Raw genomic sequence first — 13,139 nt, 5'->3', positions numbered from 1 at the left:
TTATCTAAATGCGTAAACGATATGTGTGATACCAAAAAGCATAAAATAAAATCCAACTAGAAAACTTAATGTTAGTGCTGAAGATAAAGGATTCATCAATAACATGATCCCTAAAATGATTCCCAAAACATCCACGACTAATGTAAACCAGAAGTAGCCAGTACTAACTGATTTCGCCAAATCTAAAGCAAATAGCCCAAAAACAGAGTCTAAGATAAACCAGATTGCAAATATAAATGGTAACGCTGCAACCCCGATATTTAAGTTAAATAAGAAATACACACCGATAATAATATCGATTACACCTAAAACAATTGGTGCATACGCTTTGTATCCAGTTAATTCCTTCATTCTATTACGGGCAAAAATTTCAAAAATTCCTTTTAAAATTGCAAATATAGCAAAAACCATTACAATAGCAATTAAATTACCCGCTGGATCTTGAAATGATAATAATGATGTTAATACAAAAAGAATTCCTAGTACTAAAGATCCCCAATCAACACCCGTTTTTCTTGTTTCATTCATAATTTCCCACTTCTTTCATCGATATTTCTTTCTACATTTTTATGGTACTCCTAAAAATTGGTATAGTCAAAAATAAAGACCTGCAAGTCAAGTTTTTCATAAAGGATAAAGAATAACATGAATAATTGTCATTAATTTCCGATCCGCTATATTGTTTTACAACATAGTAAATTCGTGGTATATTGTATTACAAGATACATAACGTAAATGTTAAGGAGGTACTCTATTGGATGCGACCCAAATGCTAAAAGGATTGCTCGAAGGCTGTATCTTAAAAATCATTCAAAAAAAGACCGTTTACGGCTACGAAATGATTACCCTATTATCAGAATATGGATTGAATATGGTTAGCGAAGGGAGCATTTATCCTATCTTACTCAAACTCCAAAAACAGCAAATGATCATTGGTGAAATGCGCCCCTCTTCTGAAGGACCGAAAAGAAAATACTATTCTTTAACATCAACTGGCGAAACCTACTTGCAACAATTTGAAAAACAATGGTCATTGATCTCAACAGGCGTAAATAATATTATGGAAAAAGAAAACGAGGACTGAAAATGAAAACAACAGATATGATCAAACAAAACAACGAGCTGAGAAAGCAGTTAAATTCAGAAAATAAAAAATACTATGAAGATATTCTCGTTTATATCCGTGTAAATTTGAATAAAGAGGAGCGCCAAACAGAGGAAATTCTTTTAGAAATTTTGCAGGATATTTTAGATGCACAAAAAAATGCCACTTCGGCACAAGAATTTTTCGGAAAAAACCCGAAAGAAATCAGCGATAGTATTTTAGCAGAACTACCAAATGATTCTGAGAAATATTGGAGTAAATTTTTATTTGTCTTTTTCTTGATTCTTCTGCAATATAATTTATTTGATTTACTCCTACAGCCAGTTGTTTCTATAAATTGGTTCAACACGGTGATGCCTGTGATTTTTTTAATCATAACCGCGATATTAGGGCTTAATTCGATCAAATACTCAGCCTTTACCAGTGACAGGAAAAAAAGTTACTTTTTCGCTTTCTTGGCGTTATTTTTCTGGATAGCAAGTATTTTAATGCCAATTATCGATAAGAAAATGAATGGTATTGTCGGCTATATATTGTTCTCTCATCAGGCATTTGCGGCCATCTTATTTATTCTTTCAATTTTCTTATTAGTCGTGCAATTCCGCTTCAAAATGAACAATGCTGCTGGGATCTATATCACAACGTTTTTTGCAGTATTGGAAGGTGCTGTTTTACTTGGGATAGTCAATCCGATTTTTGTGTCGACAGGCTTAAAGATTATTCTTTGGGTAGTCATCATTCTTGTCAGTATCTTAGGTGTTGCACGCGATAATCAAAAGTTTAGAAAAAACTAAGATAAATAAAAAGGAAGTGACTGGGACATGACTCTGTGAGTCACAACCTAGTTACTTCCTTTTTTATTTATCCTTTTTTCTTACCCAACGATCGAAACGCACGTTTGATTACATCAAAAAAGCCTAAAGATTGCACCATATGATCTGGTGCTACATATTCTTGTATTTCACGAAGCACTTTTTTGGGCTGTTTAGAAGAGAAAGTAAATGTTCCATTTTTCTTCGTTTGGATCGCGTAACGTGGAATCCATTTGCCTTTAAACATGACAGATGCGATCACATAATCAACTTCTTCCCACGGAATTTGGACAAATTTTCGGCTATCACGGGAATTATAAAATTCAAAACCTTTGTCGCCGATCATAATTTTTCCGTAATCCGTAAGTCCTGTAAAAGCGGTGGCATCTGTTATGAAATCTACTTGTGTATTCAGTGATTGAACCATTTTATCTACTCCATTTCTTCCGTGATTTATAGTCTCCATTATATGTGTTTTTAACTCATTAAGCTATGTAAATGAAACTTGGGACAAAACCAACTGGCTTTATCCCAAGCATAAAACGCATAGACAGATTATAATAATCCGATTACGTGGCCAAGTACGCCGACTACGAATAAACCAAGAATGATAACGATTGGAGAAACTTTTTTCTTCAATAACCACATACAGAAGAATGTTAATAGTAAAGCGGCTAATCCAGGAATCAATTGATCTAAGTTATCTTGTAAAGTCGTTACTTTCATTGCTGAGAGTGCTTTACCTGAGCCAACTTCTTCAAATGCTTTTTGTAGACCTTCTCCATTTATTGGAAGTTTATCCCATTCAACATAAGCACCTTTATCCAATTTAACTGTGGATACGATCGGCATAAATTTGATTGATACCCACCGCTGTACTAAGGCTGCCAGTACAAACATCCCGAGGATCGAAGCACCTTTTGTTACATCTTGCAGTAATCCGCCTGAAAGGTCTTCTGTGATTTTAGAGCCCGCTTTATAACCGAATTCTTGTGTATACCACATAAATGACCAACGAATAATATTCCAAGCTAAGAAGAAAATGATTGGACCAAGAATATTTCCACCAATTGCAAGTGAAGCACCCAATGCACCTAACATCGGACGAATCGTAAACCAGAATACTGGATCACCAACACCGGCCAAAGGACCCATCATCCCAACTTTAACCCCTTGAATCGCTACATCATCAACTGGAGCTCCATTGGCACGTTCTTCTTCCAGTGCTAATGTTACACCAAGGATCGGTGAAGCAATGTATGGGTGAGTGTTAAAGAACTCTAAGTGACGTTTTAATGCTGCTGATTGATCTTCTTTTGTTTTATATAATTTTTTAATTGCTGGGATCATTGAGAAAGCCCAACCACCATTTTGCATACGTTCATAGTTCCAAGAACCCTGAATGAATGTAGAGCGCCATGCAACGGCTAAACGATCTTTTTTAGTTAATTCAATTTTTTCTGCCATGTCTCTTCTCTCCTCCTTCAGGATTAATAATCATTTAAGATGTCGCCAAGTGGGTCACCAGTATTGCTTCCGCCACCGCTACCATTTGAAGAACCACCCATTTTAGAAAGGTTCAAGTAAATCAATGCTAACGCAACACCTAAAGCACCAAGTGCGATCAATGTTAATTGAGAAATTGCTGCTACGACAAAACCAATGATAAAGAACGGCCACACTTCTTTTGTCGCCATCATGTTGATTACTAATGCGTACCCTACAGCTACGACCATACCACCACCGATAGCCATACCTTCAGTTAACCATGCAGGCATTGATTCTAATGCTGCTTGAACGGTATGTGCTGGGATGAATAAAAGTGCGGCTGCTGGAATTGCAATACGAATTCCTTGCATACATACAGCTAAAATGTGTAACATTTCGATTTTTCTGATATCGCCTTTTTCTGCTGCTGCATCCATCATATGAACAATCGGTACAGCAAGTGTCCGAACGATCATTGTTAAGAAAAGACCTGCTACTGCAAGTGGTACAGCAATCGCGATTGCTGATGGAACACCTTTAACACCTTGTCCACCTAATACTAAAATAATTGCTGATGCAACAGATGCTAATGCCGCATCCGGTGCTACTGCGGCTCCAATGTTCGCCCAACCAAGTGCGATCATTTGCAATGTTCCGCCAAGAACGATCCCAGCTTCCAAGTTACCTGTTACTAAACCGATCAAGGTACATGCCACTAACGGTTGGTGGAATTGAAATTCATCAAGAATTCCTTCCATACCAGCTAGAAAGGCAACTAAAATTACTAAAATAATTGTTATAATAGACATGATAAGCCTCCTATTTTCATTTGAATTTTTGGATTATTTTGAGTGTGCTTGTGCTAACTCATGTTTTGCTTTTTTAAGGATTTCATCCATGTTTGCACTAGAATCATTCGGTACTTTACGAACGTCGAATTTAACGCCTAAATCTTCTAATTTCTCAAAAGCTTCAACATCCTCTTGTCCCATTGATAATACTTTACTTACGACTACTTTACCGACTGAATGAGCCATAGAACCAACGTTAACTTCTTTGATATCTACGCCTGCTTCCACTACTTTTACCACATCTTCCGGGTTTTCAAATAATAATAGTGCTTTGGTATTACCGAAACGTGGGTCTTTTGAAATTTCGATCATTTTGCTGATCGGAATAACATTCGCTTTCACGCCTGGGGGAGCCGCTTGTTCGATCAATTTTTTCCGAAGGTCATCTTTTGATACCGCATCTGAAACAACAATAATTCGATTTGGTAAAACCGATTTTGTCCAAGCAGTCGCTACTTGACCATGTAATAAACGAGAATCAACACGTGCTAAAACGAACTTGATTTTGCCGTCACCAACAACTGTTCCTTCTGGTAATGCTCCTTTTGGCTGAGCATCTTCCACAACAGCTTTAGGTGCTTCAGCAGGTTCTAACTCTTCTGGTTTGATTCTCACACCTTCTTTCGCTGTTTCAAGAATGTGCGTTGCGATTTCTTGTGCTGAATTCATTGAGAAGCGTGACGCATATGCTTCGATCAACATTGGTAAGTTCAAGCCGCTAACGATCGCCCATTTGTCTTTATGTTCTTCAAAAAGACTATTAGCTTGGTTAAACGGTGTTCCTCCCCACAAATCGACTAAAAATAATACTTCGTCTTCTTCATCAAACGTTGCGATTGCTGCTTTCAATTTTGCTTTTAAATCGTCTGGGCCTTCGCTAGGCATCAATACAACTGCTTGTACTTTTTCCTGTTCACCAAAAATCATGGAACCGGATTGTAAAATGCCTTGAGCGAATTCCCCATGGCTAGCAATAATAATTCCTACCATAATTTGATACCTCCTATATTTTTTTCAACTACTTTGTCATTACCATCATCAACTGAGGAAAACACAAGCTAGAAAATATAAAAAAGAAAAAATGCGTTACTCAATGTGTTTTCAATTACTTCTTGCAATCTGTCAGATGATTTCTGATGACTACCTATTATTCAACGATCACTCCATGTATTGACTTTGATCGATCGGACCACTCCTTCCAATTCTATGCATAAGATACGACAATTAACATCCAGTCAGTCCATCACGCATCACGCTATTTATATAGAAGCTGAAAAAGAATCATACTAACTGTTCTTTTTTCAGCAATTCCATCAAATCTACTTTGTTGTCTGCGACCACTTTCCGAATCTCTAACGTAATACCATGATCATGTAAATACTTGAACGCTGCGATGTCCTCTTTATTGACCGCAACAGCATTTGTGATCATCCGCTTGCCGCTGGTAAAACTCATTCCACCAATATTGACAGAGTTGAATACTACCTTTCCTTCTACCACACGTTTTACGTCTTCTGGATTTGTGAACAACAACATTACTTTTAAGCTGTCAAAACGTTCGTCTGAAAAAATATCAATCATCTTCTCAACCGTAATGACATTGACTTTTACACCCGGTGGCGCTGCTTGTACAAGCAATGCTTTTCTTAGTGTATCGTGTGCAACTGCATCACTAATGACTAAGATTCGGTTTACATTGGTGCTTTTGGTCCAGACAGTCGCAACTTGTCCATGGATCAAACGATCATCGATTCGCACTAAACGAATATCCATCATGTGCATGGTTCTCCTTTTTCAGGATGTTTAAATCTGCAAATTCTTAATTCATTATTAATAAAATACTATGCCCAGCCATTTATTGCCAAAATAACGACTAGCAAGATCAGCCAAATCATTACAATGGATTGATTGAACAATAGACAGATTTCATCCACTGACTTATTTAAAGCAATTTCCGTGCCAAAATTAGTGTATTGTCAAAATAAAGGAAAAACTAAGGTTTTTTTTAAGAAAATACACAAAGAAGATACACTAAAACAGTGTATCTTCTTTGTGTATCGATTGTAGTGTATCTTCTGTATTTTGTGCTTGATTTAACTGTGTATTTTTAATCAGCTGGATAATATAATAGACTTCTTCCATCGGCAACTCTATTTTGATTAGTTGTTTTAGATAAGCCGCTGCGCTCGTTACGACCTCAAAACTAGGATCTGTTGGAATCTGACTTAGTTCTTCTTCTGTTAGTGTCAATGTATCGTGCTGTAGTATTCTTTCCAACATACCTGCTAAATGCATGACTAAATTAATATAAAAAGAGTAATCCAATCGCAGATCAAGCTTAGTTCTGATAATGTCTGCAAATTCCCATAGAGGATCGATCACTTTTTTGGGGTTGATGAAGGTAAAGCTTTCTTCCATATAATCAATACAGATTTTTTTAGCCGTTGGTTCATCCATTTCTTCTGTTTCCACACGAATGTCGCTGTCCATCAATAACTGATTGATCACAGATTCAGCTTCACCTGAAAAAAAGGTTTCCATCGGAACAAACGGTGCGGCAATTTTAGGATCGGTAATGCCCGTTGTAGCAATGACACGATACTCTTCTTGAATCGCAACAAGTTGTTCTTTCATATCGATAATAGACAACGGTAATACTTCTAGTTCTAAGCCTAATTGCGGTGGAACAGCTGCTTCGATCATTTCTTTCATTCGTTTGGCTGTCCCTTCACCAGACGCACAGATTGCGATGATCACTCGTTTTTTCCAAGTTTCCAAAGGATCGATTTCTCTTTCTTGATGGATTTCAGCATACCCTTGAAAGTTTTTAAGTGAATCATACAACGTGTCCAACTGCGTATCAATCAACGTCGTTTTTCTGGCTGTTTCTAAAACAATTGGTGTGGTGACCATATCGACCGTTCGAACTTCGATTCCTGTTTGCCGTGTGATTTCATCTGAAAAAGTAGCTAAAGAACCCATATCCACTAAAAGAATTACTCCACTGTCTTCATTGACTTCTTTGACTACATTGACGATTTGACGTAGCGCTTCTTTCGGCTGCATTTCTAACGGCATATCGACCGCTCTTAGATTATCAACATTCAACAGTTGAGAGACCACTTGAACCATACTTGTAGCCGTACTTTTTCCGTGAGCAGCAACTACGATTCCAATCCGTCCTGCATCTTTATTTTCCCTTAGTGAAATCAGTAGAACTGCTAGGTAATAGGTTTCAAATTCAGGGATTTTCATTTGATAATTGATTTCGATAATTCGTTTGATTTCTTGTGCTGTCTCAAATTCTATTGGATAATCCAGCACCATATTTTTAATATTTTCATTTAATTGATGCTGACGTTCTTCGCCATTTTGAATTCGTTTTAAAAACGAACTGATGTGTAAACTCATAGCGTAAATAAAATTTGATTGAAAATTATAGTTTAGTTTTTGTTTGGCAAAATTATAGATTTCTTTTGTGACATCGATGATACGTTGATCGACGATTTCTGCTAACTTATTTTCAGTATCAAAGGTAAAACCATGATCTTTATAAAAAGATTTTAAATGAACATTGATATCTGTTGTAATAAAATTGTTGATCACTTCTTGTTCTAGTCCATCAGCTTTTAATAGGGCTGCTTTATCCCCAATAATTTCATATAAATTATATGGTAGTTCATACGAATCTGACTGTATCGTTACTAAAGGTTCATTTGGCGTAACGATCATTTGCGGTTCTAAATATTTAGATAGTTCCGCCAATGCATCACGATTGCTAGCGAGTTGCATCATGCCTTCTTTTATACTATCAGTCAATTCATCGATTGTGATCGTCAGTTCATCTTGGTCGATGTGATTTAAAAAACCTCTGGCTGTCACTAATTGAACATTTGACTTCAACTGACCTACATTTCCATAAGAAACACTCCCAATCAAAGCTTTCACGACATCTTCTGATAAAGAAATTTTCTTCTGAATACGTGATGCTTCCATTGAGATCATCACTCTAAGTAGATCGATTTTTTCTTTTGCAGGTCGATCAATAAAATTAGGTAACTGAATAATGATCGGAATCCTACGAACAAAGGTATTTAATAAAGAAGAGGTTGGATTTTCAGTTGTGGCACAAATGATCCGCACATCTGCTCGACGGTTTTTAACAGTTTCACCTAACCTTGAATACGTCCCATGATCCATAAAATAAAAGACCATCTCTTGTCCTTCTGGCGGTAAGCGATGAACCTCATCAAGAAACAAAATACTTCCGTCTGCTTCATGAATGATTCCTTCTTTGGCTTTCGTTGCACCAGTAAATGCTCCTTCAGCATAACCAAAGAGGTGAGACATTAATAATTCAGGATTGTGGGCATAATCGGCACAGTTAAAAACAACTAGTTTTTTATCTGGATCGATCACATGATTTAACAATGCAAATTGAAACATAGCATGAGCAAAATACGTTTTTCCAGAGCCTGTTGGGCCTGTGATCAAACAGTTCAATCCTTTTGGTGGGTACAATATAGCCGCTTTTGCTTGTTCAACAGGGGTTCTCATACTACCAGTAGAGCCAATCATTCCTTTAAAAATGTCTTCTCCAGCAAATTTTTTAGTTGGCTTATGGATAGGATTCACAGATGTTGTGTGCTCTTCAAGGAGGCTGTGCTCACGATAACTTTTTACTGGTTTGGATAAAGGTTGATATTTAAAAATGGTTTTATCAACATACTTAACTGGACGTCCTTCTGTCTTCTCTAACAACCCTTCTCGAACGAGCTGATTCAAGTCTTTACTAGCATTTGTTCTTTGAATACTCAAAGCCTTTGAGACATCTTCAGTCGTCAGACCGCTTCCAAAGGAAACATCACTTGATGTGAGATTCTCGGTCTGTTCTTTTACATAAAGATAAATTCGGTCTATACGCTTCATTCTCATTACTCCTTTCACCGCTAAATAGTTTAAAAGATACACTAATTTCATGTGTATCATACAGTGTATCGTTTCAAAAGTACACTAATAACCTTTTTATTAAAATGTTTCACATGAAACAAGGATTTTATAAAAAGTGATCTCATTTTAGTAAAATCCATAAGGTATTTCTGAAAAAGTCTGAAATTCCTTGAAAAATATGGGTTTCCTCGCTATAATGCAGAGAGGTTTAACTATTCTATATGAAGTGAGGAAAACAATTGATTACTGTAAATGATGTAAGTTTGCTATTTTCAGACCGCAAACTTTTTGATGATGTAAATATTAAATTCACACCCGGTAACTGTTACGGTTTGATTGGTGCTAATGGCGCTGGTAAATCAACATTCCTAAAGATTTTATCTGGCGATATTCAGCCAACGACTGGAAATGTTGCTCTAGGTCCTGATGAACGTTTAGCTATCTTGAAACAAAATCATTTTGATTTTGAAGATAATACTGTTCTAGAAACTGTTATCATGGGTCACAAACGTTTGTATGAAGTAATGAAAGAAAAAGATGCTGTCTACATGAAAGAAGATTTCACGGATGAAGATGGGATCAAAGCAGCTGAACTTGAAGGTGAATTTGCGGAATTAAATGGTTGGGAAGCTGAACCAGAAGCGGCTGTTTTACTACAAGGTTTAAACATCCCTGAAAATCTGCATGACCAAAAGATGAGTGAACTGACAGCTGGTCAAAAAGTTAAAGTGTTGCTAGCGCAATCACTATTCGGTAAACCAGATGTTTTACTACTAGATGAGCCGACCAATGGTTTGGATACTCGTTCGATCAACTGGTTAGAAGAATTCTTGATCAACTTTGAAAATACTGTTATCGTCGTTTCCCATGACCGTCACTTTTTAAATAAAGTATGTACGCACATGGCCGATCTTGATTTTGGAAAAATCAAATTATATGTTGGTAACTATGATTTCTGGTTAGAATCAAGTCAATTAGCGTCAAGACTACAATCAAACGCTAACGCTAAAAAAGAAGAGCAAATCAAAGAATTACAAGACTTTATCGCTCGTTTCAGTGCCAACGCATCGAAATCAAAACAAGCGACTTCTCGTAAAAAAATGTTGGATAAAATCACTTTAGATGACATCCAACCCTCTTCACGCCGCTATCCATTTGTTGGCTTTACTCCAGATAGAGAAATCGGAAATGATTTACTCCATGTGGAAAATGTCTCTGTGACGATTGATGGTAAGAAGATTTTAGACAATATCTCATTCTCTTTAAATAACGTTGATAAAGTAGCATTCATTGCAGATAATGATATCGTTACAACAACTTTATTCAAAGTGATCATGGGTGAAATCACACCTGACACAGGTAGCGTACGTTGGGGTGTTACAACAACTCAAGCTTACTTACCGAAAGATAATAGCAAAGACTTCGATACTGATTTAACGATTTTAGATTGGTTACGTCAATTTGCAAGTAAAGAAGAAGATGACAATACATTTTTACGTGGTTTCTTGGGAAGAATGTTATTCTCTGGTGAAGACGTACTGAAATCAGTTAACGTGCTTTCTGGGGGCGAAAAAGTTCGTGTGATGTTATCTAAGTTGATGTTATCTAAATCAAATGTACTTGTTTTAGATGATCCTACGAATCATTTAGATTTAGAATCAATCACAGCTTTGAATGATGGACTCATGGCGTTTACTGGCGCAATTTTATTTGCATCACATGACCACCAGTTTATTCAAACATTAGCAAACCGTATTATTGCTGTATCTGATAAGGGTGTAGTTGACCGTGCGGATACAACTTATGATGAATTCTTAGAAAATAAGGATGTTCAAAAACAATTGGATGAATTATTTTCTGGTGAATATTAAAAAAAAAGATCAAACGCATATTTAGCGTTTGATCTTTTTTTTAGATACTTGCACCGCCTCCTCCAGAGCTGCCTCCACCTCCAGAAAATCCGCCACCTGAGCTTCCGCCGCCACCGCTCCAAGAACTACCGCCAGAAGATGAACCGCCACCCCAGGAACTACCACTGCCACCATCACCTTTACCAAAAATCGCAGATAAAATCCAAATAGGTACCAATAATACCATTACCAGAATAAATTCTGAATCCTCTGAATTCCTATTACTTGAAGAAGTATAAATTGTATCATCTTCTTCATCAAAAGAATCTAATTCTGTTTGGCTTAATGCATGCTCATCAACAGGGTACTCATATTTTTGATTGATCAACGTTGTTACAGCATTAAATACATAACGTAAACCTTCATTAATCACCTCAGGATCAGATGATTTCAATTTGTCTTTTTGACTGATTAGAATATTCATTGCCGTACTGTCTGTAATTACATCTTCCAATCCATAACCAACTTCGATTCTTATATTACGCTCTCCATCATTTAATGCATATAAAATCAAAATTCCATTATCATATTCTTGATTACCGATCCTCCACTTTTTGAAAAGCTGTGGTGCATAACTATCTATACTATCTCCTTCAGTTGAATTTATCACTCCTACAACAACTTGGGGATTTTCTGGTTGTACTTTATAGTATTCGCCTTTGTCATCAAATAGTTGTTGTGTCTCTTGATTTAAAATATTCAATTGGTCCAAATAAAAATGAGTCGGTGCCTCTGGCAAGTTCTTTTCCTCAGCGGAGGCAGCAATTGGAACATTGATCAATAATACGAATAACAATAAAAATAACCCTTTTACATTCACTTTTTGTAAACTTCTCATAATTCTTAACTCCTTTTAGTCAAGTGCTTACATGCTTTTACCAACAAACTATTTAGTAAACGACTAGATATTCAATTACGTAACACTATTGTAATATTAAGGAAACATTCTTGTAATCAGACTTTAGTCTTATTTTTTTCTTTTTGAACAATATAAAAAAGTGTGAAACAAAACGAGCATTTCTGTTTTGCTTCACACTTTATCATTAAATAATATCCTATACTCGTTTCTTTCCACGCGAAAATACTGCTATACAGCCATTTCCAGTATGACTAGTAATTGTTGGTCCAAGTGGATGCAAGCGAATTTCTTTGACTTGAACTTTTTCTTCAATCAATGCTTTGACTTTCTCTGCACTCTCTAAATCACCAGCATATGCAATAAATACCGTTTGTTTTAACGGTTCGATCATTCCTTGAACAGTTTCATCAGCTAATTTCTTCAATGCTTTAGTGCGACCACGAACTTTGCCTATATTTTGTAGTTTTCCTAGTTCATCTACTACAATGATCGGCTTAACATTCATCAACCCGCCGATTGCAGCTGCGGCTTTAGAGATTCTACCACCACGCTCTAAATGTTTTAAATCGTCCACTGTGACCCATGAATGAACGGTCATTTTATTTTCAGATAACCACAATAAAATATCTTCTAAAGAATGGCCATCTTCTTTCAATTGAATGACTTCACTGACTAGCAAACCTTCGCCTAAACTAGCAGCTTTCGTATCGATCACATAAATTTCTGCATCATTGTATTCTTCCTTCAATATTTCAACAGCTTGCATCGCACTTTGGTAAGAGCCGCTTAAACCAGAAGAAAAGGCTAAATATAATATCGGCATCTTCTTTTCGACAAAGGGTCTAAAAAATTCAATATAGCGTCCCACATTTACCTGAGAAGTGGTCGGCATGCCACCCGTTTTTATTTCTTGTAAAAACCAATCATAATCAAATGTTTTCCCTAAATCATCGACTAATTCTTTCCCATTTAATTGAATGGTCATACTGATAAAATCAACATTATTGGCTTCTAAATATGTATATGGTAAATCACAACATGAGTCTGTCATTAATTTAAATGTCATTTTTAAATCCTCCCTAACTGTTTTTCTATTTTAACACATAATTGATGGATACTCATGTTTTATATAAGAGAATAGATAATCAAAAAAGGCTTCCTGTT

Annotated in this window: 12 protein-coding genes; 3 read left to right on the top strand and 9 right to left on the bottom strand. The window is 36.3% G+C overall.

The features are described 5' to 3' along the window. Nucleotides 1–528 carry an HdeD family acid-resistance protein gene (locus tag IGL98_RS00225; RefSeq protein WP_206844622.1) on the bottom strand — a complete coding sequence of 176 codons (528 nt, stop codon included), beginning with the start codon at nucleotides 526–528 and terminating at the stop codon, nucleotides 1–3. Between the two features lie 226 nt (nucleotides 529–754). Here IGL98_RS00225 and IGL98_RS00220 point away from each other — a divergent pair, with 226 nt between their 5' ends. Both IGL98_RS00220 and IGL98_RS00215 read left to right on the top strand, forming a co-directional pair. Beyond that, nucleotides 755–1,084, top strand: coding sequence for a PadR family transcriptional regulator (locus tag IGL98_RS00220; protein ID WP_206844619.1), 330 nt, complete (start codon nucleotides 755–757; stop codon nucleotides 1,082–1,084). A 2-nt stretch (nucleotides 1,085–1,086) separates the two neighbouring features. Beyond that, nucleotides 1,087–1,899 (top strand): hypothetical protein, encoded by an 813-nt coding sequence (locus IGL98_RS00215; RefSeq protein WP_206911828.1) that lies wholly within the window; start codon nucleotides 1,087–1,089, stop codon nucleotides 1,897–1,899. Between the two features lie 67 nt (nucleotides 1,900–1,966). On the opposite strand, the gene IGL98_RS00210 is transcribed toward IGL98_RS00215, so the two are convergent. From IGL98_RS00210 to IGL98_RS00185, 6 genes are all read right to left on the bottom strand, one after another. After that, nucleotides 1,967–2,344 (bottom strand): DUF956 family protein, encoded by a 378-nt coding sequence (locus IGL98_RS00210; protein ID WP_069647021.1) that lies wholly within the window; start codon nucleotides 2,342–2,344, stop codon nucleotides 1,967–1,969. 128 nt (nucleotides 2,345–2,472) lie between these two features. Further along, complete coding sequence (locus IGL98_RS00205; RefSeq protein ID WP_206844610.1) at nucleotides 2,473–3,384, bottom strand: PTS system mannose/fructose/sorbose family transporter subunit IID; 912 nt, start codon at nucleotides 3,382–3,384, stop codon at nucleotides 2,473–2,475. Between the two features lie 23 nt (nucleotides 3,385–3,407). Next, nucleotides 3,408–4,214, bottom strand: coding sequence for a PTS mannose/fructose/sorbose transporter subunit IIC (locus tag IGL98_RS00200; RefSeq protein ID WP_206844608.1), 807 nt, complete (start codon nucleotides 4,212–4,214; stop codon nucleotides 3,408–3,410). Nucleotides 4,215–4,247: 33 nt separating this feature from the next. Beyond that, nucleotides 4,248–5,246 carry a mannose/fructose/sorbose PTS transporter subunit IIA gene (locus IGL98_RS00195; RefSeq protein ID WP_206844605.1) on the bottom strand — a complete coding sequence of 333 codons (999 nt, stop codon included), beginning with the start codon at nucleotides 5,244–5,246 and terminating at the stop codon, nucleotides 4,248–4,250. A gap of 291 nt (nucleotides 5,247–5,537) precedes the next feature. Further along, a complete protein-coding gene (locus tag IGL98_RS00190; protein WP_206844602.1) occupies nucleotides 5,538–6,032 on the bottom strand; it encodes a mannose/fructose/sorbose PTS transporter subunit IIB in 495 nt (164 codons plus the stop codon). 255 nt (nucleotides 6,033–6,287) lie between these two features. Further along, a complete protein-coding gene (locus tag IGL98_RS00185) occupies nucleotides 6,288–9,185 on the bottom strand; it encodes a sigma-54-dependent transcriptional regulator (protein WP_206911827.1) in 2,898 nt (965 codons plus the stop codon). Between the two features lie 260 nt (nucleotides 9,186–9,445). Here IGL98_RS00185 and IGL98_RS00180 point away from each other — a divergent pair, with 260 nt between their 5' ends. Further along, entirely contained in the window at nucleotides 9,446–11,077 is a 1,632-nt protein-coding gene (locus IGL98_RS00180; protein ID WP_206911826.1) for an ABC-F family ATP-binding cassette domain-containing protein, read from the top strand. A 40-nt stretch (nucleotides 11,078–11,117) separates the two neighbouring features. Here IGL98_RS00180 and IGL98_RS00175 read toward each other — a convergent pair whose 3' ends face one another. Beyond that, nucleotides 11,118–11,954, bottom strand: coding sequence for a TPM domain-containing protein (locus IGL98_RS00175; RefSeq protein ID WP_206911825.1), 837 nt, complete (start codon nucleotides 11,952–11,954; stop codon nucleotides 11,118–11,120). 217 nt (nucleotides 11,955–12,171) lie between these two features. Next, a complete protein-coding gene (locus IGL98_RS00170) occupies nucleotides 12,172–13,041 on the bottom strand; it encodes a DegV family protein (RefSeq protein ID WP_206911824.1) in 870 nt (289 codons plus the stop codon). Nucleotides 13,042–13,139: the final 98 nt, after the last annotated feature.

Origin of the sequence: Enterococcus sp. DIV0840 (assembly GCF_050527835.1) — a bacterium.
Lineage (GTDB): Bacteria > Bacillota > Bacilli > Lactobacillales > Enterococcaceae > Enterococcus_L > Enterococcus_L ureasiticus.
Note: the sequence above shows the minus strand (reverse complement) of the source record. Positions and strands in the feature narration are given on the sequence as shown.